Annotated in this window: 22 protein-coding genes; 19 read left to right on the top strand and 3 right to left on the bottom strand. The window is 66.9% G+C overall.

Annotation, left to right across the window (positions count from 1 at the left end; translation table 11 throughout):
* The first annotated feature begins 24 nt into the window (after positions 1-24).
* From CCA01S_RS06210 to purF, 3 genes are read left to right on the top strand one after another with little or no spacing between them, the layout of a single operon-like run.
* Positions 25-891, top strand: a complete 867-nt coding sequence (locus CCA01S_RS06210; protein WP_066455632.1) for an SPOR domain-containing protein — start codon at positions 25-27, stop codon at positions 889-891.
* Complete coding sequence (locus CCA01S_RS06205) at positions 888-1,376, top strand: CvpA family protein (RefSeq protein ID WP_066455630.1); 489 nt, start codon at positions 888-890, stop codon at positions 1,374-1,376. The genes CCA01S_RS06210 and CCA01S_RS06205 overlap by 4 nt, the downstream gene beginning before the upstream one ends.
* 15 nt (positions 1,377-1,391) lie before the next feature.
* Entirely contained in the window at positions 1,392-2,894 is a 1,503-nt protein-coding gene (gene purF / locus CCA01S_RS06200; protein ID WP_066455629.1) for an amidophosphoribosyltransferase, read from the top strand.
* A gap of 43 nt (positions 2,895-2,937) precedes the next feature.
* Here purF and CCA01S_RS06195 read toward each other — a convergent pair whose 3' ends face one another.
* From CCA01S_RS06195 to map, 3 genes are read right to left on the bottom strand one after another with little or no spacing between them, the layout of a single operon-like run.
* Positions 2,938-3,438, bottom strand: coding sequence for a disulfide bond formation protein B (locus tag CCA01S_RS06195; protein ID WP_066455627.1), 501 nt, complete (start codon positions 3,436-3,438; stop codon positions 2,938-2,940).
* Positions 3,435-6,071 carry a [protein-PII] uridylyltransferase gene (locus CCA01S_RS06190; protein WP_066455624.1) on the bottom strand — a complete coding sequence of 879 codons (2,637 nt, stop codon included), beginning with the start codon at positions 6,069-6,071 and terminating at the stop codon, positions 3,435-3,437. The genes CCA01S_RS06195 and CCA01S_RS06190 overlap by 4 nt, the downstream gene beginning before the upstream one ends.
* A complete protein-coding gene (gene map / locus CCA01S_RS06185) occupies positions 6,068-6,886 on the bottom strand; it encodes a type I methionyl aminopeptidase (RefSeq protein ID WP_066455623.1) in 819 nt (272 codons plus the stop codon). The genes CCA01S_RS06190 and map overlap by 4 nt, the downstream gene beginning before the upstream one ends.
* 202 nt (positions 6,887-7,088) lie before the next feature.
* On the opposite strand from map, the gene rpsB reads away from it, so the two are divergent.
* From rpsB to CCA01S_RS06105, 16 genes are all read left to right on the top strand, one after another.
* Positions 7,089-7,841 carry a 30S ribosomal protein S2 gene (gene rpsB / locus CCA01S_RS06180; protein WP_066455621.1) on the top strand — a complete coding sequence of 251 codons (753 nt, stop codon included), beginning with the start codon at positions 7,089-7,091 and terminating at the stop codon, positions 7,839-7,841.
* Between the two features lie 99 nt (positions 7,842-7,940).
* Positions 7,941-8,816 carry a translation elongation factor Ts gene (tsf, locus tag CCA01S_RS06175; protein ID WP_066455619.1) on the top strand — a complete coding sequence of 292 codons (876 nt, stop codon included), beginning with the start codon at positions 7,941-7,943 and terminating at the stop codon, positions 8,814-8,816.
* A 97-nt stretch (positions 8,817-8,913) separates the two neighbouring features.
* Positions 8,914-9,630, top strand: coding sequence for a UMP kinase (pyrH, locus tag CCA01S_RS06170; RefSeq protein ID WP_066455616.1), 717 nt, complete (start codon positions 8,914-8,916; stop codon positions 9,628-9,630).
* A gap of 8 nt (positions 9,631-9,638) precedes the next feature.
* Positions 9,639-10,199: a ribosome recycling factor gene (gene frr, locus CCA01S_RS06165; RefSeq protein WP_066455613.1), complete on the top strand. Its 561-nt coding sequence runs from the start codon at positions 9,639-9,641 to the stop codon at positions 10,197-10,199.
* A gap of 29 nt (positions 10,200-10,228) precedes the next feature.
* On the top strand, positions 10,229-10,990 hold the full coding sequence (gene uppS, locus CCA01S_RS06160; RefSeq protein WP_066455888.1) for a polyprenyl diphosphate synthase: 762 nt from the start codon (positions 10,229-10,231) through the stop codon (positions 10,988-10,990).
* Positions 10,991-10,999: 9 nt separating this feature from the next.
* A complete protein-coding gene (locus CCA01S_RS06155; protein WP_066455610.1) occupies positions 11,000-11,839 on the top strand; it encodes a phosphatidate cytidylyltransferase in 840 nt (279 codons plus the stop codon).
* 3 nt (positions 11,840-11,842) lie between these two features.
* Positions 11,843-13,051 carry a 1-deoxy-D-xylulose-5-phosphate reductoisomerase gene (ispC, locus tag CCA01S_RS06150; RefSeq protein WP_066455607.1) on the top strand — a complete coding sequence of 403 codons (1,209 nt, stop codon included), beginning with the start codon at positions 11,843-11,845 and terminating at the stop codon, positions 13,049-13,051.
* 14 nt (positions 13,052-13,065) lie between these two features.
* Positions 13,066-14,403, top strand: coding sequence for an RIP metalloprotease RseP (gene rseP / locus CCA01S_RS06145; protein WP_066455605.1), 1,338 nt, complete (start codon positions 13,066-13,068; stop codon positions 14,401-14,403).
* 69 nt (positions 14,404-14,472) lie between these two features.
* Positions 14,473-16,845, top strand: a complete 2,373-nt coding sequence (gene bamA, locus CCA01S_RS06140) for an outer membrane protein assembly factor BamA (RefSeq protein WP_066455599.1) — start codon at positions 14,473-14,475, stop codon at positions 16,843-16,845.
* A 62-nt stretch (positions 16,846-16,907) separates the two neighbouring features.
* Entirely contained in the window at positions 16,908-17,462 is a 555-nt protein-coding gene (locus tag CCA01S_RS06135) for an OmpH/Skp family outer membrane protein (RefSeq protein WP_066455596.1), read from the top strand.
* A 6-nt stretch (positions 17,463-17,468) separates the two neighbouring features.
* On the top strand, positions 17,469-18,605 hold the full coding sequence (gene lpxD, locus CCA01S_RS06130; protein ID WP_066455592.1) for a UDP-3-O-(3-hydroxymyristoyl)glucosamine N-acyltransferase: 1,137 nt from the start codon (positions 17,469-17,471) through the stop codon (positions 18,603-18,605).
* Positions 18,605-19,057, top strand: a complete 453-nt coding sequence (gene fabZ / locus CCA01S_RS06125) for a 3-hydroxyacyl-ACP dehydratase FabZ (protein WP_066455587.1) — start codon at positions 18,605-18,607, stop codon at positions 19,055-19,057. Before lpxD ends, fabZ begins: the two co-directional genes overlap by 1 nt.
* A complete protein-coding gene (gene lpxA, locus CCA01S_RS06120; RefSeq protein WP_066455584.1) occupies positions 19,057-19,854 on the top strand; it encodes an acyl-ACP--UDP-N-acetylglucosamine O-acyltransferase in 798 nt (265 codons plus the stop codon). Before fabZ ends, lpxA begins: the two co-directional genes overlap by 1 nt.
* A complete protein-coding gene (gene lpxB, locus CCA01S_RS06115; RefSeq protein WP_066455580.1) occupies positions 19,851-21,062 on the top strand; it encodes a lipid-A-disaccharide synthase in 1,212 nt (403 codons plus the stop codon). The genes lpxA and lpxB overlap by 4 nt, the downstream gene beginning before the upstream one ends.
* Positions 21,037-21,717, top strand: coding sequence for a ribonuclease HII (rnhB, locus tag CCA01S_RS06110; RefSeq protein ID WP_232304984.1), 681 nt, complete (start codon positions 21,037-21,039; stop codon positions 21,715-21,717). Before lpxB ends, rnhB begins: the two co-directional genes overlap by 26 nt.
* A 53-nt stretch (positions 21,718-21,770) precedes the next feature.
* Positions 21,771-22,583 (top strand): TrmH family RNA methyltransferase, encoded by an 813-nt coding sequence (locus CCA01S_RS06105; protein WP_066455577.1) that lies wholly within the window; start codon positions 21,771-21,773, stop codon positions 22,581-22,583.
* Positions 22,584-22,697 lie beyond the last annotated feature (114 nt).

Raw genomic sequence — 22,697 nt, 5'->3', positions numbered from 1 at the left:
CCTTTGTAATGGGTGAGCTGTACGATGTTTTCTCGTCACGAGACTGATACGGGCAAGCGTGCCGGGTCGCGCTCTGGCCAAACCAGCGAGGCTCAACTCAGAGAACTGCGCGGCAAGGCCCGGCGTCGCCTCATCGGCGCACTGGCCCTGGTGCTGGCCGCCTTCATCGTGGTGCCCTGGTTGTTCGAAAAGCCCGTCAGCGAAGACACTCGCGCGCCCATCGTGGTGCCCGCCGCGCCGACCGGGCTGCCGCCGGTGACCGACGCCGCGCCTTCGGCGCAGGCCGACGGCGCCGTGCAATCCCCCGAGCCCGCAACCAGCCCCCAAGGCGGCAGCGGCGGCACGCTGGCTGACGGCCAGGCCGCATCCGGCAGCCTGACGCCGCCCACGCCAGATGGCGCGGGCGGCACGGTGCAGCCGCCCGCGGCGGCCACTGCGCCTGCCGTGACGCCGCCGCCCGTGGCGTCCGTCCAGCCGCCCAAACCGGCAGCGCGCCCTGAAACGGCCGCCCGGCCCGCCGCCGAACCCAGCAAGCCAGCCAAGCCCGCGGCGCGCGCCCCCGCCGAGCGCACCGACGATGGCTCCGTGGCGCTCGCCCTGCTGGCGGGCAAGGCACCCCCGGCCAGCAGCCCGGCCCCCGCGGCCGGCACCGCACAAGGGCGCTATTTCCTGCAGGTCGCGGCCTATACCACTGAACAAGACGCCCAGCGGCGGCGCGACAATCTGCGTCAGTCCGGCGTCACCGATGCCTACGTCGAGCGCGGCCAGTCGGCGGGGCGCACGGTCTACCGCCTGCGGGTGGGGCCCTTCAGCTCGCATGAGGCCGCCCAGGCCGCCCAGACGCGGCTGCGCGCCCTGGGCTACCAGAACGGCCTCATCTCCGACAAGTGACCAGCTTCGACTACATCGTCATCTCGATCGTGGCAGTGTCCTGCCTGATCGGCCTGCTGCGCGGGTTCTTGCGCGAAGTGCTGTCCCTGATCGCCTACCTGGCGGCCTTCGTGGCCGCCATCTGGTGGGGGCCCGCGGCGTCGATCTGGCTCGACGACCTCATCGGCAACGGTTTGCTGCGCACCCTGGCCGCCTATGGCACGGTGTTCATCCTGGTGCTGTTTGCCGTCGGCTTGCTGAACATGGCGCTGGGCGCGCTGGTCGATCGCACCGGGCTGACGCCCGCCGATCACGGCCTGGGGGCGGTGTTCGGCGCCGTGCGCGGCATCGTGCTGGTGCTCGCGCTGGTGGGCCTGGCGGGCTACACCCAGCTGCCCGAAGAACCCTGGTGGCACGAGGCGCGCACCTCGGCGGCCCTGGTCAAAGGGTTTCAACAAGTCAAAACCATGCTGCCCGCCGATGTGGCGCAGCTGCTTCCTTACTAGCTCTGGATATCAATCATGTGCGGAATCGTCGGTGTGATGGGCAAAAGCCCGGTCAATCAGCTGATCTACGATAGTCTCCTGCTGCTGCAGCACCGGGGCCAGGACGCGGCCGGCATTGCCACCGCCCACGACCAGTTCTTCAGCATGCACAAGGCGCACGGCCTGGTGCGCGACGTCTTTCGCACACGCAACATGCGCGCCTTGCCGGGCAACAGCGGCCTGGGGCAGGTGCGCTACCCCACGGCGGGTTCCAGCGCCAGCGTGGACGAGGCCCAGCCTTTTTACGTCAACGCGCCCTTTGGCATCACCTTCGTGCACAACGGCAACCTCACCAACTGGCGCGAACTGCGCGAGGCGCTGTTCAAGCACGACCGCCGCCACATCAACACCAATTCCGATTCCGAGGTGCTGCTCAACGTCTTCGCTCACGAGCTGCAGCAGGCCTCCGACGGCGTCACGCTCGACGCCAACGCCGTCTTCCAGGCGGTGCGCGCCGTGCATCGACGCGCCAAGGGCGCCTATGCCGTCATCGCCAACATCAGCAGCTTCGGCCTGGTGGCGTTTCGCGACCCGCACGGCATCCGCCCCCTGTGCCTCGGGCGCCACGACACCGAGGCAGGCGCCGAATGGATGCTGGCATCCGAATCCGTGGCGCTGACGGGCAGCGGCTTCAGTCTGGTGCGCGATGTCGCACCGGGCGAGGCCATCGTCATCACCGAGGCAGGCGAAGTCAGCCACGAGCTGTGCGCCGAGCCCGGCCTGCAGCAGACCCCCTGCGTGTTCGAATACGTTTACTTCGCCCGGCCCGATTCCGTCATGGACGGCATATCCATCTATGATGCGCGCCTGCAGATGGGCGAGTATCTGGCCGACAACGTCGCCAAGTCGCTGCGCCTGGGCGACGTCGATGTGGTCATGCCGATTCCCGACTCGTCCCGCCCCTCGGCCATGCAGCTGGCCGCCCACCTGGGGCTCAACTACCGCGAGGGGTTCATCAAGAACCGCTACGTGGGGCGTACCTTCATCATGCCGGGCCAGGCCGTGCGCAAGAAATCGGTGCGCCAGAAACTCAGCGCCATTGACCTCGAATTTCGCGGCAAGAACGTGCTGCTGGTCGACGATTCCATCGTGCGCGGCACGACCAGCCGCGAGATCGTGGACATGGCCCGGGCAGCGGGCGCGAACAAGGTCTATTTCGCCTCCGCGGCGCCCGCCGTGCGCTATCCCAACGTCTACGGCATCGACATGCCGACCCAGGCCGAACTCATCGCCACGGGCCGGGACACCGAGCAGATCGCCCGTGAAATCGGCGCGGACGGCCTGGTGTACCAGGATCTGGCCGATCTCGAACAGTCGCTGCGCGACCTGAACCCCGCCCTGCAGGGTTTCGAGTCATCGTGCTTCAGCGGCCAGTACGTCACGGGCGATATCGACGCCGCCTACCTCGAACGCCTGAGCCGCACGCGCGGCCTGCCGATCCGCTCGGGCGCCATGGTGGCGCCCGCCGAAGACGCCTGAGCCGCCGCCCGCCGAGGGCGGCGCGCCGACGGACACGGGCCGCTCAGGCCCGGTCGTGCCGCGGGCCGCGTGACAGCAAGACCCACAGCGCCAGCCCGGTGCAGACGACGAACAGCAGCAGCCCCCAGAGCGCGTATTCGATGCCCAGCAGGCTCACGCGCGCATCCATGCAGCTGGCGTAGATGCCGAACAGCCAGGGCAGGGCGGCATCCAGGCCCGTGCCCGACATGAACTTGTCGGCGAAGGTCTGGGCGCAGGAAAACGAGTGTGATGCCACGCTGTACTGATACCAGGCCGCCAGCATGCCGCAAACACCCAGCGCCGCAGCCAGCAGCGCCCCGATACGCTGCACCAGGATCGAGCCCCAGCCGGTGGAGGCCAGGCCGCAGACGGCGGCGATCGCCAGCAGGATGAGCCGCTGCAGCACGCACCAGGCGCAGGGCCGCAGGTGAAAGGCGTATTGCGAGACGAGGGCAAAGCCCACGGCGGCCAGGCACAGCACGGCGGTGCCCCGGAGAATGCGGTCGGATCGGGTGAGAGTCATGAGGATGCTTGAGTCGGGATAGAGGGTTGAAAGGGCGCGCGCGCCTGCGTGCCGACCGGTTGCGCTGCCAGCGCCTCGAACACGTGGCGTTCGAACTGCAGCTGCCCGCGCGCCTGGTCGAGGATGCCGCCCTGCACGATGAAGATGTCTTCGACGCGGTCGCCCAGCGTCATGATCTTGGCCATTTTCAGGCTGACCCCGTGCCGGGTGAAAACGCGCGCCAGATCGTGCAGCAGCCCCACGCGGTCGGCGGTCATCACCGACAGCCGCCAGTTGCCGCCTTGCTCGTCGGGCTGCAGGCTGACGCTGGGCATGATGGGAAAGACGCGCGAGCGGCGTGATCCCCGGTGCCCGAGCGTCTGCGCGGCCAGCGTTTGGGGTGAGACCGACAAGGTGGCCAGAAGTTCATGCTCGATGAGCGTGGCGTGCGCCCGGTAGTCGCGGTCGCCCTCGGGCAGCAGGACGATGAAGCTGTCCAGCGCCCAGCCTTGGCGGGTGGTGTGGATGCGCGCGTCCTGGATGCTCAGGCCGTGCCGGTCGAAGCAGGTGCAGATGTCCATGAAAAGGTCGCTGCGGTCGGGGGCATAGGCGAGGATCTGCAGCGCCTCGCTTTGCCCCAGCACGCGGGCCCGCACCACAGGGGCGGGGCCCTGGAAGCAGTGGTACAGGTGGCGCGTGTGCCAGGCGATCTCATTGGCGCCATGGCGCAGGAAATACGCCACGTCCAGCTGCGACCAGAAAGCATCGCGGCTTTCGTCGCGCAAGCCGAGGCGGCGGATTTCCGTGGCGGCAGCCTCTTTGCGCAGGGCCAGAATGGTGCGCGTGTCGGGGCGGGCGCCGCCCAGGGTGGCGAGGGTCTGGTGGTACAGGTCTTCCAGCAGCTTGCCCTTCCAGGTGTTCCAGACGCGCGGGCTGGTGCCGCGGATGTCGGCCACCGTCAGCAGGTACAGGGCCGCCAGGCGGTGCTGGGTGCCGACGCGCTGGGCAAAGGCATGGATGACCTGTGGATCGCTGAGATCGCGCTTTTGTGCCACCTGCGACATGGTCAGGTGTTCGCGCACGAGAAATTCCAGAAACTGGCTGTCGGCGCGCGGCAGCCGGTGCCGTCGGGCAAAGCGCCTGACCTCGGCGGCACCCAGCTGCGAGTGGTCGCCGCCGCGCCCCTTGGCAATGTCGTGGAAGAGGGCGGCCACGTAGAGCAGCCAGTGATCGTCCAGATCGGCGATCAGCTGGCTGGCCAGGGGGTATTCCTGCGCGTGTTCGGGCATGGTGAAGCGGCGCACGTTGCGGATCACCATGAGGATGTGCTGATCGACGGTGTAGGCGTGAAACAGGTCGTGCTGCATCTGCCCGACGATGCGGCGGAAGGGCGGCAGGTAGCGCGGCAAAATGCCCCAGAGCGTCATGTCGCGCAGGGCGTGTACGATGCCCTGCGCCTGTTGCAGGATGCTGAGAAACTGCTGCTGGTTGGCCGGATCGTCGCGAAAGTGCTTGTCGATGTGGCGCCGGGCGTGCCATAGCGCGCGCAGCGTGTCGGCGGCCATGCCCTGCAGCTCGGGGTGCTGCTGCAGGGCCAGAAACACGCCCAGCAGCAGCCCCGGCTTGCGTTCGAAGGCATCGGGCCGCTGCAGAACCAGCCGGTTGCGACGCACGCAGAAATCGTCGTCCAGACGCTGCGCGGGTGCCTGCGGCTGCGGAAACAGGCGCTCTTCCAGGCTTTGCATCAACAGGCGGTTCACCTGGCAGACGACGCGCGCTGCCCAGTAGTAGCGCTGCATCAGCAGTTCGCTGGCCCGCCGGTGGGGTTGATCGACAAAGCCGTAGACGTGGGCCAGGCGCGGCTGCAGGTCGAAGAGCACCCGGTCTTCGCGGCGCCCGGCCAGCAGGTGCAGTTCGATGCGCAGGCGCTTGAAGGCGCGCTCGGCGCGGCGCAGTGCGCGAAATTCGGCCGAAGTGAGCAGATCGGTGCGGGCCACGGCCTTCCAGCTGGCCCCCAGGCCCGCCGCGCGTGCCAGCCACAGCAGCACCTGCAGGTCGCGCAGGCCGCCGGGGGCCTCTTTGCAATTGGGTTCGAGCGCGTAGGGGGTGTCCTGGTGGCGCGCATGGCGCTGCTGCATCTCGGTGCGTTTGGCCAGGTAGAACTCGCAGGGGTCGAGGTCGGCCTGCATTTGTGCGCGAAACTGCTGGAACAGCTTGCGGCTGCCCGCCAGCCAGCGGGCCTCGAGCAGCGAGGTCTGTACCGTGATGTCGGCCGCCGCCTCGTGACGGCACTGGGCCAGCGTACGCACGCTGTGCCCAGGCTCCAGGCCGATGTCCCACAGGGCCGCGATGAAACCTTCGATGCATTCGCGCCCGGCGGCGTCGGGATTGCGTTCCAGCAGCACGAGGATGTCGAGATCGGAGCCGGGATACAGCTCGCCGCGCCCATAGCCGCCGATGGCGGCCAGGCAGGCGCCCCTGGGCAGCGGATGCGATTCGAGCAACGCGCGCACCTGGGTGTCGGCGACGCGCCGCAGGGCGGCGAGCAGGGCTTCGGGGCGCGGCTGTCGGCGGTAGCGTTCGATGGCGTGTGCTTTTTGTTCCTGCAAGCGGCTGCGCAGTGCAGCCAGGCCATCGCGCGCGGCCAGGTTCATGCAGCCGTCGTGGTGGCTTGTGCGAAGTCGGGCGGCAGCGGCATGCCCGGCGAGATGGTGAGCACTTCGTGGCCGTTGTCGGTGACCAGGATGCTGTGCTCCCATTGCGCCGACAGGCTGTGGTCGCGCGTGACCACCGTCCATTGGTCGGCCAGCGTGCGGATTTCGCGGCGTCCGGCGTTGATCATGGGTTCGATGGTGAAGATCATGCCGGGTTCGAGGCGCAAGCCCGTGCCGGGCTTGCCGTAGTGCAGCACCTGCGGGTCCTGGTGGAAGCGCCGACCCACCCCATGGCCGCAGTATTCGCGCACCACCGAGAAGCCGGCGGCTTCGGCGTGTTTCTGGATGACGTGGCCGATGTCGCCCAGCGTGGCGCCGGGGCGTACCTGTTCGATGCCCAGCCACATGCATTCGTAGGTGGTGTCGATGAGGCGCTTGGCGAGGATGGAGGGTTCGCCCACGGTGTACATGCGGCTCGTGTCGCCGAACCAGCCATCTTTGATGATGGTGATGTCCATGTTGAGAATGTCGCCGTTTTTCAGCACCTTGTCGCTGGGAATGCCGTGGCAGATGACGTGGTTCACCGAAGTGCAGATGGAGGCCGGGTAGGGCGGATAGCCCGGCGGCGCGTAGCCCACCGTGGCGGACTTCACCTTCAGCTCGTCGGTGAGGTATTCCATGCACAGGCGGTCGAGTTCGCCGGTGGTGACGCCCGCCTTCACGAAGGGCGTGAGGTAGTCGAGAATGCTGGCGGCTGCCTGGCAGGCGGCGCGCATCTGATCGAGATCCTGGGGATCGGTGACGAGTTGAGTCATGGGAAAGCTTGCTGAAAGTGAAGTAAGAATAGTAGAATTATAGGCTTCGCTATCAATGGCTGTGGTTGCGCTTTGGCGCTACGCTTTACGGTCTTTGGCGGCGAGCATTCAAAAATAGCGTACATGGCTTGCCATGGGTGTCCGGGCCATCTTAGCCCCGGATACTGGCCATGTACAAGACCAAACCCTTTGGAGAACATTCATGAGCCTCATGCGCGAAATGCTGGAAGCCGGTGTCCACTTCGGCCACCAGACCCGTTACTGGAACCCGAAGATGGCCGAGTACATCTTTGGCCAGCGCAACAAGATCCACATCGTCAACCTCGAACGCACCGTCGAGAAATACCTCGAGGCCACGCAATTCGTGCGCCAGGTGGCGGCCCGTGGCGGCAACGTCCTGTTCGTGGGCACCAAGCGCTCGGCACGCGAGCTGGTGGCCGCCGAAGCCGCCCGCTGCGGCATGCCCTTCGTCGACAGCCGCTGGCTGGGCGGCATGATGACCAACTTCAAGACGGTCAAGACTTCCATCAAGCGCCTGAAAGACATGGAAGCCCAGCAAGCCGAAGGCGCCACCGAACACATGAGCAAGAAAGAAGCCCTGATGTTCGAACGCGAGCTGGCCAAGCTGAACAAGTCCATCGGCGGCATCAAGGACATGAACACCCTGCCCGACGCGCTGTTCGTCATCGACGTGGGCTATCACAAGATTGCCGTTGCCGAAGCCCGTACCCTGGGCATTCCGGTGGTCGGCGTGGTCGATACCAACCACTCGCCCGAGGGCATCGATTACGTCATTCCCGGCAACGACGACTCCTCCAAGGCCATCGCGCTGTACGCCCGTGGCATGGCCGATGCCGTGCAGGCCGGTCGTGAACAAAGCATCAACGGCCTGGTCGAAGAGCTGGCCGAAGGTGAAGAATTCATCGAGGTCGAGCAGGAGCACCACGAGGAATAAACCCCTCGTCATCCGCTGCCTTCGTTGGCCCGGCATCGTGTCCGGGCCACCCGATACCGGCGCCTGCCGGTATCTGCATTGATCGAACAGGAGAATCAAATGGCTCAAATCACTGCCGCCATGGTCAAAGAGCTGCGCGAAAAGACCGACGCGCCCATGATGGAATGCAAAAAGGCCCTGACTGAAGCCGAGGGCGACCTGGCCCGCGCCGAAGAACTGCTGCGCGTCAAGCTCGGCAGCAAGGCCTCCAAGGCCGCCGGCCGCGTCACCGCCGAAGGCCTCATCGGCCTGCACATCGCCGCCGACAGCAAGGTCGGCGCGCTCGTCGAAGTCAACTGCGAAACCGACTTCGTCGCCAAGAACGAAGACTTCATCGCCTTCGTCAACGCGCTGGCCCAGCTGGTCGCCGAAAAGAACCCGGCGGACGTCGCCGCGCTTGGCGCCTGCGCCATGGGCGAGGGCACGGTCGAAACCACGCGCACGGCGCTGGTGGGCAAGATCGGTGAAAACATGTCCGTGCGTCGCTTCCAGCGCTTCGAGACCACCGACGGCCTGAACAGCTACGTGCACGGCGGGCGCATCGGCGTGCTGGTCGATTTCGCCGGCGCCGACGAAGTGGGCAAGGACCTGGCCATGCACATCGCCGCCACCAAGCCGCGCGCACTCAACGCCGATGGCGTTGATCCCGCCGCCATCGCCGCCGAGCGCTCGGTGGCCGAACAGAAAGCCGCCGAATCCGGCAAGCCCGCCGAAATCGTCACCAAGATGGTCGAAGGCGCCGTGCACAAGTTCCTCAAAGAAGTCACGCTGCTGTCGCAGCCCTTCGTCAAGAACGACAAACAGTCCGTCGAGCAGATGCTCAAGGAAAAGGGCGCGCGCATCAACCGCTACGCCTTGTTCGTGGTGGGCGAAGGCATCGAGAAAAAGAGCGAAGACTTCGCCGCCGAAGTGGCCGCTGCCGCCAGCGGTTCCTGATCCCCGCTGATTCAGGTACGATGGCATCGCGCCGCCGGTGCGATGCCACATCACGCCCCGCCGGGGCGTTTCCTTCATCCTTCCAGGAATCTGGTGCATGTCAAATCCAGCCTACAAGCGCGTCCTTCTGAAACTTTCGGGTGAAGCGCTGATGGGGGGTGATGCCTTTGGCATCAACCGCGCGACCATTCTTCGCATGACCGAAGAAATCCACGGCATCGTGTCGCTCGGGGTACAACTTGCCGTCGTCATCGGCGGGGGCAATATCTTTCGCGGCGTGGCGCCTGGCGCCCAGGGCATGGATCGCGCCACCGCCGACTACATGGGCATGCTGGCCACGGTGATGAACGGTCTGGCCTTGCAAGACGCGCTCAAGAACCACGGCGTGGATGCGCGCGTGCAGTCCGCGCTCAATATCGACCAGGTGGTCGAGCGCTATATCCGCCCCAAGGCCTTGCGCTACCTCGAAGAAGGCAAGGTCGTCATTTTCGCCGCGGGCACCGGCAACCCGTTTTTCACCACCGACACGGCCGCCGCGCTGCGTGGCGCCGAGATCGGGGCCGAGATGGTGCTCAAGGCCACCAAGGTCGATGGCATCTATAGCGCCGATCCCAATAAAGACCCCAACGCCACGCGCTACTCGCGCATCAGCTTCGACGAGGCCATCGTGCGTCGGCTCGAAGTCATGGATGCCACCGCATTTGCCTTGTGCCGTGACCAAAAATTGCCGATCAAGGTGTTTTCGATCAATAAACCAGGGGCCCTGCGTCGCGTCGTCTGCGGCGAAGACGAAGGCACGCTGGTACAGGTATAGGAGCCTTCATGAGTCTTTCCGACATCCGCCGCTCGGCTGACGAGCGCATGGCCAAATCCCTCGAGTCGCTCAAGACCAGCCTGGCCAAGATCCGCACGGGCCGCGCCCACGCGGGCATTCTCGACCACGTGCACGTCGAATACTACGGTTCGCCCGTCCCCGTCAGCCAGGTGGCCAACGTCACCGTCATCGACGCGCGTACGCTCAGTGTCCAGGTCTGGGAAAAAACCATGGCCGCCGCCGTGGATAAGGCCATCCGCGAATCCGATCTCGGCCTCAACCCCATCGCCATGGGCGACAACATCCGCGTGCCCATGCCCGCGCTCACCGAAGAGCGCCGCCGCGACCTCACCAAGGTGGTGCGTGGCGAAGGCGAAGACACCAAAGTGGCGGTGCGCAACCTGCGCCGCGACGCCAACGAAACGCTCAAGAAACTGGTCAAGGAAAAAGAAATCTCGGAAGACGAAGAACGCCGCGGCCAGGACGAAGTGCAAAAGCTCACCGACCGCTACGTGGCCGACGTCGACAAGCTCGTTTCCCAAAAGGAAGCCGAGATCATGACGGTCTGAGCCCCGATTTGCACAGCGATTCAGGCGGCATGCGTCAGGCCAGCTCCACCCAGGCGATTCCAGCCACCGGGCAGACCCCGCGGCACGTGGCCATCATCATGGATGGCAACGGGCGCTGGGCTACCCGGCGCAAGTTGCCGCGCACGGCGGGGCACGTGCGCGGCGTGCAGGCCGTGCGGCGCACGGTCGAGGCCTGCGGGCAGCGGGGGGTCGAATACCTCACGCTGTTTGCCTTCAGCTCCGAAAACTGGCGGCGGCCCGCGCAAGAGGTCTCGCTGCTCATGCGCCTGTTCGTGCGCACGCTTGAAAAAGAGGTGGACAAGCTCATTGCCCAGGGTGTGCGGCTGCGCATTGTCGGCAACCTGGGGGCGTTCGATGCGCGCCTGCGCCAGCTGATTGCCGAAGCCGAGCAGCGCACCGCCAAAGAAATCACGCTGACGCTCACCATCGCGGCCAACTACGGCGGGCGCTGGGACATCCTGCAGGCCATCCAGGCCCTGCTGCGAGCGCAGCCCGAACTCGCCCAGCACCCTGAGGCGCTCGACGAAGCGGCGCTCAGCCCCTGGCTGGCCATGCACTACGCGCCCGAACCCGACCTCTTCATCCGGACGGGCGGCGAGCAGCGCATTTCCAATTTTCTCATCTGGCAGCTGGCCTATACCGAGCTGTACTTCACCGACTGCTACTGGCCCGACTTCAACGCGGACGAGCTCGACCGGGCTTTTGCCTGGTATCGCGACCGTGAACGCCGTTTCGGGCGCACCAGCGAGCAACTGCACACACCAAGATAAGGGGACGTGATGCTGCGTCAAAGAATCCTCACGGCGATAGTCCTGCTGTTGATTGTCGCGGGGGCCGTGACGGCAGCCACGCCGTGGCCCATGCTCAGCCTGCTCACGCTCATGACGGGGGCCGCGCTCTGGGAATGGTGGCGCCTGGTCTGGCACCAGCCGTTGGCGCGCAACGGCGCCGTCGTGCTGCTGGTGTTTCTCATGGGTATCGGTTCGCGCCTGCTGGTTGACGAGCAGGCCGGGTTTGCCCAGTTGTTCCAATGGGGCATCCTGCCCCTGGCCCTGCTGTTCTGGCTGCTGCCCGCGCCCGCGATGGTCGTGCGCGCTCGCGTGCCCGCCGTCTGCCCTTCGGCGGGCCTGGCCGTGGCGGCTGTGATCGTGCTTGCCGCCACCTGGTATGCCTTGTCGTGGATTTTTCTCAGCCATGGCGCCGCGGCCCTCATCAGCCTGTGGGCGCTGGTGTGGTGCGCCGACATCGCGGCCTATTTTGCCGGACGCGGTTTCGGGCGCCACAAGCTGGCGCCGAAGGTCAGCCCCGGCAAAACCTGGGAAGGTGCGGCGGGCGGGGTGCTGGCGGCCACGCTCTGGCTGGCGCTCACCGCTCTCTGGTGGCCCGGCAGCTACGGCCAGCTGCTGCTCGGACGCCTGGGCTGGGCGGGCGTGGTGCTGGCGGGCGTGGTGCTGGCGGGCTGGTCGATCGTCGGCGACCTGTTCGAGTCGCTGCTCAAGCGCCGCGCGGGGGTGAAAGACTCCAGCCAGCTGCTGCCCGGGCACGGCGGGGTGTACGATCGGATCGATGCCGTGCTGCCCGTCGCGCCGGTCGCCATTCTTCTGCTCATCATCGGATAAGTCATGCCTGCCGTACACCGTCTCTGCATCCTCGGGTCCACCGGCTCGATCGGGGTCAGCACCCTGGATGTGGTTGCCCGCCATCCCGATCGGCTCTCGGTTCATGCCCTCAGCGCGCACAGCCGCATCGAGGCCCTGGCCGCCCAGGCGCTGCGGCATCGCCCGCGCGTCGTGGTCGTGCCGGACGCCGCCGCGCGTGCGCGCTTCCTGGCGGCCTGGCCGACAGGCACGCCGCGCCCCGAAGTCCGCCTGGGCGCGCAGGCGCTGGCCGACACGGCGGCGGATCCCGAAGTCACGGCGGTCATGGCCGCGATCGTGGGGGCCGCGGGCCTGCCCGGGGCGCTGGCTGCGGCGCGCGCGGGCAAGCGGGTGCTGCTCGCCAACAAAGAGGCCCTGGTGGCGGCGGGGGGGCTGTTCATGCAGGCGGTGCGCGACAGCGGCGCCGAGCTGCTGCCCATCGACAGCGAACACAACGCCATCTTCCAGTGCCTGCCCTGGGCCGCCGATCGCGCCCGCGCACCGGCGCAGCCCGCCCCCGGGGTGCGTCGGCTGCTGCTCACGGCCTCGGGCGGGCCGTTTCGGCGTACCGCGCTCGACGAACTCGAATTCGTCACCCCCGACCAGGCCTGCGCCCATCCCAATTGGCGCATGGGACGCAAGATTTCGGTCGATTCGGCCACCATGCTCAACAAGGGGCTCGAGGTCATCGAGGCCCACTGGCTCTTTGCCATGCCCATCGACCGCATCCAGGTGGTGATCCACCCGCAAAGCGTGGTGCACTCCATGGTCGAGTACGTCGATGGCTCCATCCTGGCGCAGCTGGGGCAGCCCGACATGCGCACGCCCATTGCCTACGGGCTGGGCTACCCCGAGCGCCTGGCCAGCGGCGTGGGTCTGCTCGATCTCGCGCGCCTGGGACACCTCGACTTTGAAACCCCCGACCTCGTGCGCTTTCCCTGTCTGCGCCTGTCGCTGAACGCGTTGGGCCACGGGCAAAGCGCCTGCATTGCGCTCAACGCCGCCAACGAAGTGGCCGTCGAGGGCTTTCTGAAAGGGCGCATCCGCTATACTCAGATCGCCGCCGTCATCGAACGCTGCCTGGACGAGGCGGCGGGGCGCTACGCCCAAGTCCCGGGCTCCCTGGACGAGGTGCTCGATCTCGATTCACGTACCCGGACGCTGGCCGCCGGATTTTGCCAAGCAGCGGCCTGAGCCGCTGCCTCTTCATGCTGCTGACCCTGTTTGCCTTTGCGCTCGCCCTTGGCCTGCTCGTCACGTTTCACGAGCTGGGACACTATTGGGTGGCGCGCTGGTGTGGCGTGCGCATCCTGCGCTTTTCCGTGGGCTTCGGGCCTATCCTGGCACGCCGCCTCGACCGTCGGGGCACCGAGTGGGCCTTGTCGGCCATCCCCCTGGGGGGCTACGTCAAGATGCTCGACGACGCGCCCGAACAGGCCGACCCCGCCACGCGGGCGGCGGCGTTCAACGGCAAGCCCCTGGCGCAGCGCGCCGCCGTGGTGCTGGCCGGGCCCGCCGCCAACCTGATCCTGGCGGCCATCCTCTATGCGATGCTGAGCCTGTGGGGCGTCCACGAACCCGTGGCCGTGCTGGCCCAGCCACCCGCCGCCTCAGTGGCGGCGCAAGTCGGCGTGCAGGCGGGCGACACCGTGCTGGCCGTGGACGGGCGCGCCGTGGCCTCCTGGAACCAGGCGCGCTGGCAGCTGCTCGAACCGCTCACCTCGGGCGGGGCGGTCACGCTCACGCTGCGTGCCGCGCAGGGCGCCGAGCGCAGCCTGCGGCTCGACCTGCCCGCGCAGGCGCTCAGCCCCGATGGCCCTGATCCCCTGCGCGCCGCCGGGCTCGTCTTGCAGGCGCCGCAGCCCCGGGTGGGCGCCGTGAGCCCCGGCGGGGCGGCGCAACAGGCCGGCCTGCTGTCCGGCGACCGCATCCTGGCCGTGGGCGCGCAAGCACAGCCGTCCGTGCAGGGCTTCGTGCAGACCATCCAGGCGCACGCCGGGCAGCCGCTCGTCCTGACCATCGAACGCGGCGCGGCGCAAATCCGGCTCCAGGTCGTCCCTGCGGCTGTCACCGCGGACGACGGCACGACGCAAGGTCGCATCGGCGCCCTCATCGAGGCCTATCAGCCCCAGACCCTGGTGCGGCTGGGGCCGCTCGACAGCCTTTGGGCCGGTGTGCGGCGCACCTGGGACACCAGCGCCTTCACCCTGCGCATGATGGGGCGCATGGTGGTGGGCGCGGTATCCTGGCGCAACGTCAGCGGCCCGGTGACCATCGCCGAGGTGGCCGGGCAGACGGCGCGCGTCGGCCTCGAAGCCTACCTGAGCTTTCTCGCCCTCATCAGCATCAGCATCGGCATTCTCAACCTTCTGCCCATCCCCATGCTGGATGGCGGGCATCTGCTGTTCTATCTGCTGGAGGCGCTGCGCGGTGGGCGTCCCGTCTCCGAACGGGTGCGTGATGCGGGCCTGCGCATCGGCATGAGCCTGGTGTTCGGGCTCATGTTTCTGGCCTTGTTCAATGATTTTTCGCGGCTTTTCAGGTGATCGCGTTGTGACTTACAATCGCGCATCACTTTCCCCTTATCCCTGTTACGGCTGAAAAGGATTGCCAGGATGTCGTCTCTCCGGAACTCTCGTCTCATCAAGCGCGCTTTGCCCGTGGTTCTGGCGGCCTTGCTGGCTCCCGCGGTGGCTGCCGCCTTCACCCCGTTTGTCGTCGGCGACATCCAGGTGCAGGGTATCGAGCGCGTCGATCCGGGGACGATCTTCACCTATCTGCCCGTCAAGGTAGGGCAGACCTTCACCGAAGAAGAAGCCGCCGCCGCCATCCAGAAGCTGTACGGTACGGGCTTTTTCAGCGACGTCAAGATCGACGCCCGGGGCAACGTCCTGGTGGTGTCGGTCAAAGAACGTCCCACCATCGCCTCCATCAATTTCAACGGCATGCGCGAGTTCGATGCCAAGGCGCTCACCAAGTCGCTCACCCAGGTGGGCTTCGGCCAGGGCCGCATCTTCGACCAGGCCATGCTCGACCGCGCCGTCTTCGAACTCAAGCAGCAGTATCTGTCCAAGGGCAAGTATGGCGTCCAGGTCACGCCGGTCATCACGCCGCTGCCGCGCAATCGCGTGGGCGTGAGCTTCGACATCTTCGAGGGCGACGTCGCCACCATCGGCAAGATCGAGTTCATCGGCAACAAGGCCTTCTCGGCGGGTACGCTCGAAGACCAGATGCAGCTCACCACCGGCGGCCTCATGACCTGGTATACCGGCACCAACAAGTATTCGCGTGAAAAACTCGAGGGCGACGTCGAGCGCATCCGCTCGTACTACCTCGACCGCGGCTACCTCGAATTTTCGATGGAACCCCCGCAGGTGACGATTTCGCCCAACCGCGAGAACATCTACATCACCATGTCGCTGCACGAGGGCGAGCCCTACAAGCTGGGCACGGTCGATCTGGCGGGCGATCTGCTCGGGCTCGAAGACAAGCTCAAGCCGCTCGTCACGGTGAAAGAGGGCGAGACCTTCTCCGCCGAAAAGACCAATGCCGTGGCCAAGTCCATCACCGACTACCTCGGTTCGCTGGGCTATGCCTTCGCCAACGTCAACCCCAGCCCCACGCTCGACAAAGACGCGCACGTGGCCAAGCTCACCTTCTTCGTCGATCCGGGGCGGCGCGTCTATGTGCGCCGCATCAATGTGGGCGGCAACACGCGCACCCGCGACCAGGTGGTGCGCCGCGAAATGCGCCAGCAAGAGGCCGCCTGGTACGATTCCTCCAGCATCAAGACCTCCAAAGAACGCATCGATCGCCTGGGTTACTTCAGCGACGTGGACGTCAAGACCGAGCCGGTGCCCGGCTCGCCCGACCAGGTGGACGTCGATGTCGATGTCAAGGAAAAACCCACCGGCATGATCAGCCTGGGCCTGGGCTACGGTTCCACCGACAAGCTCATGCTGTCGGCGGGCATCAGCCAGGACAACGTCTTTGGCAGCGGCAACTCGCTGTCGCTCAACGTCAACACCAGCAAGACCAACCGGGCGGCGGTCATCTCGCACACCAACCCCTACTGGACGCAAGACGGCATCAGCAAGACCACGTCGCTGTACTACCGCCGCACCACGCCGTACGACGTCTCCGACAGCGGTTCGCTGGGCTGGTACTCGGTCGAATCCATGGGCCTGGGGCTGAACTTCGGCGTGCCCATTTCAGAAACCGACCGCATCTTCGCCGGCGGCACGTTCGAACGCAACTCGCTGCACGACATGACGATGGGCACCGACCTGTCGGTCAATCCGGCGCCGCTGGCCTATCAAGATTTCGTCCAGCAGTACGGCGACACCACCAACGCCGCCATCTTCAGCCTGGGCTGGGCCAAAGACACCCGCGACAGTGCGCTCGCGCCGCACAAGGGCAGCTACAGCCGCGTATCGGCCGACATCTCCACGCTGGACCTGAAATACTACAAACTCAGCGGGCAGCAGCAGTTCTACTGGCCGCTGGGCCGCTCCTTCACGCTGGCGCTCAACGGCCAGGCCGACTGGGCCAAGACCTACGGCAGTGGCGGCAAGGCCTTCCCGGTCATCAAGAACATGTATGCGGGCGGCATCGGTTCGGTGCGTGGCTACGAGGGCGCGTCGCTGGGGCCGCGCGACAGCCTCACCGACACCTACCTGGGGGGCTCGCGGCGCATCGTTGGCAACGTGCAGCTGTACCTGCCGTTCCCGGGCGCCTCGCGCGACCGCACCCTGCGCTGGTTCATGTTCAGCGACATCGGCCAGGTCACCACCACCGACGGTTCGCCCTGCGCCAACGGCCAGTACGGCCAGGTGGCCGACCCCTGCGGCTGGAAATACTCCGCCGGGGTGGGGCTGTCCTGGGAATCCCCCCTCGGGCCGTTGCAGCTGTCCTTCGGGCGCCCGCTCAACGCCAAGGAAGGTGACCAAAAGCAAATCTTCCAGTTCCAGATCGGCACGGGTTTCTGATTCCCATTTTTTAGTGGCACAATAACCATTTTTTCGCAGCGTTCACCGCAGGTGGTTTTTACATCATGAGTCTTACAGGTTTGAATGTTTCAACTTTGGCGCAACGCGCCGTCCGTGGTCACCGCACCTTGGCCGTGGCTGCTGCGATCGGGCTGGGGGCGCTGTTCGTCGTGCCGTCGTACGCCCAGGGCACCAAGATCGGCTTTGTCAGCACCGAGCGCATCCTGCGCGATTCCAAGCCGGCCAAGGCGGCCCAGTCGAAAATCGAGGCCGAATTCAAGAAGCGCGACCAAGATCTGCAAAAACTCTCCGACAGCTTGCGCGCACAGGCCCAGAAGCTCGACAAAGACGCGCCCGTGCTGGCCGAGGCCGACCGCATCAAGCGTCAGCGTCAGTTGCAAGACATGGATTCCGACCTGCAACGCAAGCGTCGCGAATTCCAGGAAGACTTCAACCGCCGCCGCAACGAAGAATTCTCCGCCATCGTCGAGAAGGCGGATGCGGCCATCAAGAAAATTGCCGAACAGCAAAATTACGACCTGATCATCCAGGACGCCGTCACCGTCAGTCCGCGCGTCGATATCACCGATCAGGTCATCAAGGCCCTGGGCGGTTGATTTCCCATGCCGGTGTTGCTTGCGCCCGATCGGGCTCCGGTGTTGCCGCAGCTCTTGCAGCGCGCGGATTCGGTCGGCCTGGGGTGCAAGATCACCAACGCGCCCGGCGCCGATACGCTGCGCATCGCCGGCCTGGGCTCGCTCACGGCGGCGGGCGGCAGCGAAATCAGTTTTCTGTCCAACCCGCGCCTGGCCGACCAGCTGCGGGGCTGTCGCGCAGGGGCCGTCATCCTGCGCCCGGAAGACTGGCAGGCCTTTCAGGCGCAGCATCCGGGCCCGGTCGACTGGGCCGTCGTACTGTGCGCCCAGCCGTATCTGCTGTACGCGCTGCTGGCGCAGTGGTTTGACCAGCATCGCCTGGCCAATCTGCCGCAAGGCATCCATCCCAGCGCCGTCGTTGCCGCCGACGCCACGCTCGAAGCCGGGGTACACGTCGGGCCGCTGGCCATCATCGAATCCGGCTGTCGCATCGGCGCCGGCACGCGCATCGGCGCAGGCTGTGTCATCGGGCCCGATTGCGACATCGGCCGCGACAGCCTGCTGCACGCGCACGTCACCCTGTATCACGGGGTGCGCGTGGGCGCGCGCGCCATCCTGCACGCCGGCGTGGTGCTGGGGGCCGATGGTTTTGGCTTTGCGCCCGATCCGCGCACGCCGGGCGCCTGGGCCAAGATCGCCCAGCTCGGCGGGGTGCGACTGGGCGACGACGTCGAGATCGGCGCCAACACCACCGTCGATCGCGGTGCCATCGAAGACACGGTGCTGGGCAATGGCGTCAAGCTCGACAACCAGATCATGATCGGGCACAACTGCCAGATCGGCGACCATACCGCCATGGCGGCCTGCGTCGGCGTGGCCGGCTCCACCACCATGGGCAAGCGCTGCGTCATCGGCGGCGCGGCCATGTTCGGCGGCCATCTCACGCTCGCGGACGACGTACACATCTCCGGCGGTACTGCCGTGACGTCCGATATTCTCAAGCCGGGACGCTATACGGGGGTATTCCCGGTGGCTGAACACACCGCCTGGCAACATAATGCCGCAGTGATCGGCCAATTGGCGCAGCTGCGCAAGCGCGTGCGCTCGGCAGAGCGGGCCGCCGCGAGCGGGCAGCCAACACATAACAAGCAGGACACACGATAATGGAACTCGACATCAAAGACATCATGGAGCGCTTGCCGCATCGCCAGCCGATGCTGCTCGTAGACCGCGTTCTGGAGATGGACCCTGGCAAGAGCATCGTGGCCATCAAGAATGTCACCTACAACGAACCGTTTTTCCAGGGGCACTTCGCCCACCATCCGGTGATGCCCGGGGTGCTCATCATCGAGGCGCTGGCCCAGGCCGCCGCCTTGTTCTCCTTTGCCGACGCCGGTGCGCCCAACCTGGTCAGCACCAAGGTCGCCTATTACCTGGTGGGCGTCGATGGCGCGCGCTTCCGCCGCCCGGTCGTGCCCGGCGATACGCTGCGCATGGAAGTCTCGGCCGACAAGCTCAGCCGCTCCATCTGCAAGTACACGGCGGTCGCCAAGGTGGACGACCACATCGCCGCCGAAGCCAAAATCATGTGTGCGGTGCGCATCCTGGAGGAATGATGGCGGCTGCGCAGATTCACCCGACGGCCATCATCGCCCCCGGCGCCGAGCTGGAAGACGACGTCAGCGTGGGGCCCTACAGCCTCGTGGGCGCGCACGTGCGCGTGGGCGCACGCACGCGCATCGGCGCGCATTGCGTGATCGACGGGCATACCCGCATCGGCCCCGACAATCACTTCTACCGCTTCTGCTCGATCGGCGGCATTCCGCAAGACAAGAAATACCAGGGCGAACCCACCGGGCTGGAAATCGGCGCGGGCAACACCTTTCGCGAGTTCGTCACGGTCAACACGGGCACCGTCCAGGACATCGGCACCACCCGCCTGGGCGACGACAACTGGATCATGGCCTACGTGCACATCGCCCATGATTGCCAGCTGGGCAGCCACATCGTCATCGCCAACAGCGTGCAGCTCGCGGGACACATCCACATCGGCGACTGGGCGATCGTGGGCGGCCTGTCGGCGGTGCACCAGTTCGTGCGCATTGGCGCGCACGCCATGATCGGCGGCACCAGCTCGGTGCGCCAGGACGTGCCGCCCTACATGATCGGCGCGGGCGATTCCTTCCGCCCGGTGGGCATCAATTCCGAAGGGCTGAGCCGCCGCGGCTACACGCCCGCCGACATCCAGGTGCTGAAAGAAGCCTACAAGGTGCTGTACCGCCGCCAGCTCAACATCGAGCAGGCCATCGAGGCCCTGGCCGGGCTGCAGTCCCAGCATCCCGCCGAGGCCGCCGCCCTGCAGACGCTGCTCGACTTCCTGCGCGCCTCCAGCCGCGGCATCGTCCGGCCATGATCCGGGCGGCCATCGTCGCCGGTGAACCCTCCGGCGATCTGCTGGCTGCCCGGATGATCGCGGGGCTACTGGCGCGCGACCCGGCCACGCAGACCGCCGGCATCGGCGGCCCGGCCATGGCGCGCAGCGGTTTCCAGGCCTGGCATCCCATGGATGCGCTGTCGGTGTTCGGCTATGTCGATGCCTTGCGCCACGCGCCGCGCCTGCTGCGCACCTGGCGCGACACGCGGCGCCGCGTGCTGGCGCAGCGCCCCGACGTCTTCGTCGGTGTCGATGCGCCCGACTTCAACCTGCGCCTCGAAGAAAAAGTGCGCGCCGCCGGGATCCCCACGGTGCACTTCGTCGGGCCGTCCATCTGGGCCTGGCGCTACGAGCGCATCCATCAGATTCGCCGGGCGGTCTCGCACATGCTCGTGCTGTTCCCCTTCGAGGTCGAGCTCTACCAAAAAGAAGGGGTGCCGGTCACCTACGTCGGCCATCCGTTGGCCGAGCTCATCCCCCGACAACCCGACCGGGCCGCCGCGCGCCGCGCGCTCGGGCTCGAACCCACCGCCCGGGTGCTGGCCCTGATGCCGGGCAGCCGCGAGTCCGAAATCCGCCTGCTGGCGCCGCGCTTCCTGCAAGCCGCCCAACAGCTGCAGACGCAAGACCCCGATCTGCGGATTGTGGTGCCGGTGGTCAATGCCGCGCGCCGGACGCAGTTCGAGGCGATCCTGGCGCTGCATCCGTTGGCGCGCTGCCAGGTATGGTCGGCGCTGCCCGGCCCGGCCGCCGCGCGCGCCGACGGGCTGCCGTCGCAGACCTGGCCCATCGCCTGGCACGCCATGGAGGCCGCCGATGCCGTGCTGGTCGCCAGCGGCACGGCCACGCTCGAAGCGGCGCTCTTCAAGCGCCCCCTGGTCATCGCCTATGCCATCACGCCCTGGATGCGACGCCTGATGGCGTGGAAATCGGGCCAGAATGCGCCCAGCCTGCCCTGGGTGGGCCTGCCCAACATCCTCGAGCGCGACTTCGTCGTGCCCGAACTGCTGCAAGAGGCGGCGACCCCTGCAGCCCTGGCGGAACACACGTGGGCAGCCCTGAGCGACAGCGCTCGGGCCGCCGTCGTGGCCGAACGCTTTGCGCGCCTGCACGCCACGCTCAGCCGGGATACCCCCGGCCTGGCGGCACAGGCGATTCTCGATGTCTGCCACGGCCATGCAAGCTGATCTGTTCGCGCCCGAACCACGCGTCGAGTGGGGCGGTCGCTCGCCCACGATCCGGTCGTCGGCGAGCACCTGGGTGGCCGGGGTGGACGAAGCAGGCCGTGGCCCGCTGGCGGGCCCGGTCTTTGCGGCGGCGGTCATTCTCGACCCCGCGCAGCCGATCGCCGGGCTGGCCGATTCCAAAAAACTCGGTGCGCGCACACGCGAGCGCCTGGCCGACGAAATCCGCCAGCGATCCCTGGCCTGGGCCATCGCCCAGGTCGGCGTCGAGCAGATCGACCAGCTCAACATCCTGCAGGCCACCTTGCTGGCCATGCGCCAGGCCTGCCTGGCCTTGCCCAGCCCGCCCACGAAAATTCTGGTGGACGGCAACCGCCTGCCCGCAGGCCTGCCGTGCGCCGCGCAGGCCGTGGTGGGGGGCGACGCCCTGGTGGCGGCCATCTCGGCGGCCTCGATCCTGGCCAAGACCGCGCGCGACGCCGATTGCCTGCGCCTGCACGCCCTGTATCCACACTATGCCTTTGACCAGCACAAGGGCTATGGCACGGCGCTGCACCTGGCCCGCCTGGCCGAATTCGGGCCGTGCCCGGCGCACCGGCGCAGCTTCGCGCCCGTGCGCCGCCTGCTGGACGGCCCCGCGCGCGGCATCCCCGCCTGATCACGCGGCCCGATCCCTTTCGTTCGATTCCTTTTGACCGGTGCACTTTGCTCATGACCCAGCCTATCTCGGTACGCCACATCGCCTCGCGGGACAACCCCGACTACCGTCTGTGGCTGCGCCTGGCGCAAGGCCGCCCGGGCAACCGCGAGACGCGCGTGCTGCTCGAAGGCGAGCACCTGTGCCGCGCCTGGTTCGAGCGCTACGGCGTGCCCCTGGCGCTGATTGTCAGCGAGGGGTTTCAGGCGCAGTCGCCTGGCTGGATCAAGCCGCTGTGGAGCGCTTGCGAGACGGTGCGGCGCGTGGTGGTCGAAGACCATCTGGCCCGCGTGCTGTCGCAAGTCGAGCATGGCCCGGCGGTGTTCTTCCTGGTGGACGTGCCGGTGCCCGCGATGCCCGCGCGCGTGACCGAGGGCTGTCTGTGGCTGGATCGGGTGCAGGATCCGGGCAATCTGGGCACCTTGCTGCGCACCGCCGCCGCAGCCGGCCTGACAGCGGCTTTTCTTTCCGAGGGCTGTGCCGCCGCCTGGTCGCCCAAGGTGCTCAGAAGCGGGCAGGGCGCCCACTTTGCCCTGCAGGTACACGAGCGGGTCGATCTGTCGGCGCTGCGCGCGCGGCTCGACATCCCGCTGGCCGCCACCACGCTGGAACAGGCACGTTCTTTGTACCGGTTGGACTTGCGCGCACCATGCGCCTGGCTGTTTGGTAACGAGGGCCGGGGTGTGGCGCCCGCGTTGTTGCAAGGCGCCGACTGGCGCGTGCACATTCCGCAGTCCGCCGGGGTGGAGTCGCTCAATGTGGCCGCCGCCGCGGCCATCTGCCTGTTCGAGCAGCGCCGCCAGCAAACGTGCCCGCTGGGCGTGTAGCAAGGCCCGGCCACGCGCCGTTGAGTTTCAGCCCCTGGCCGGTAACGGGTTAGTGTGCTGTTCGGTTAATACTCGTACTTAAATTTGGCGTCTGCACAGCCCATACTGCGTTGC

Source organism: Castellaniella caeni NBRC 101664 (assembly GCF_001592225.1).
Lineage (GTDB): Bacteria > Pseudomonadota > Gammaproteobacteria > Burkholderiales > Burkholderiaceae_B > Castellaniella > Castellaniella caeni.
The sequence above is the reverse complement of the archived record's forward strand: the minus strand, read 5'-3'. Positions and strand labels throughout refer to the sequence as shown.

Bases quoted from the DNA above. Each gene is read 5' to 3' on its own strand.
- CCA01S_RS06210 (WP_066455632.1), top strand. From the start codon at position 25: ATGTTTTCTCGTCACGAGACTGATACGGGCAAGCGTGCCGGGTCGCGC.
- purF (WP_066455629.1), top strand. From the start codon at position 1,392: ATGTGCGGAATCGTCGGTGTGATGGGCAAAAGCCCGGTCAATCAGCTG.
- CCA01S_RS06195 (WP_066455627.1), bottom strand. From the start codon at position 3,438: ATGACTCTCACCCGATCCGACCGCATTCTCCGGGGCACCGCCGTGCTG.
- CCA01S_RS06190 (WP_066455624.1), bottom strand. From the start codon at position 6,071: ATGAACCTGGCCGCGCGCGATGGCCTGGCTGCACTGCGCAGCCGCTTG.
- map (WP_066455623.1), bottom strand. From the start codon at position 6,886: ATGACTCAACTCGTCACCGATCCCCAGGATCTCGATCAGATGCGCGCC.
- rpsB (WP_066455621.1), top strand. From the start codon at position 7,089: ATGAGCCTCATGCGCGAAATGCTGGAAGCCGGTGTCCACTTCGGCCAC.
- tsf (WP_066455619.1), top strand. From the start codon at position 7,941: ATGGCTCAAATCACTGCCGCCATGGTCAAAGAGCTGCGCGAAAAGACC.
- pyrH (WP_066455616.1), top strand. From the start codon at position 8,914: ATGTCAAATCCAGCCTACAAGCGCGTCCTTCTGAAACTTTCGGGTGAA.
- frr (WP_066455613.1), top strand. From the start codon at position 9,639: ATGAGTCTTTCCGACATCCGCCGCTCGGCTGACGAGCGCATGGCCAAA.
- uppS (WP_066455888.1), top strand. From the start codon at position 10,229: ATGCGTCAGGCCAGCTCCACCCAGGCGATTCCAGCCACCGGGCAGACC.
- CCA01S_RS06155 (WP_066455610.1), top strand. From the start codon at position 11,000: ATGCTGCGTCAAAGAATCCTCACGGCGATAGTCCTGCTGTTGATTGTC.
- ispC (WP_066455607.1), top strand. From the start codon at position 11,843: ATGCCTGCCGTACACCGTCTCTGCATCCTCGGGTCCACCGGCTCGATC.
- rseP (WP_066455605.1), top strand. From the start codon at position 13,066: ATGCTGCTGACCCTGTTTGCCTTTGCGCTCGCCCTTGGCCTGCTCGTC.
- bamA (WP_066455599.1), top strand. From the start codon at position 14,473: ATGTCGTCTCTCCGGAACTCTCGTCTCATCAAGCGCGCTTTGCCCGTG.
- lpxD (WP_066455592.1), top strand. From the start codon at position 17,469: ATGCCGGTGTTGCTTGCGCCCGATCGGGCTCCGGTGTTGCCGCAGCTC.
- fabZ (WP_066455587.1), top strand. From the start codon at position 18,605: ATGGAACTCGACATCAAAGACATCATGGAGCGCTTGCCGCATCGCCAG.
- lpxA (WP_066455584.1), top strand. From the start codon at position 19,057: ATGGCGGCTGCGCAGATTCACCCGACGGCCATCATCGCCCCCGGCGCC.
- lpxB (WP_066455580.1), top strand. From the start codon at position 19,851: ATGATCCGGGCGGCCATCGTCGCCGGTGAACCCTCCGGCGATCTGCTG.
- rnhB (WP_232304984.1), top strand. From the start codon at position 21,037: ATGTCTGCCACGGCCATGCAAGCTGATCTGTTCGCGCCCGAACCACGC.
- CCA01S_RS06105 (WP_066455577.1), top strand. From the start codon at position 21,771: ATGACCCAGCCTATCTCGGTACGCCACATCGCCTCGCGGGACAACCCC.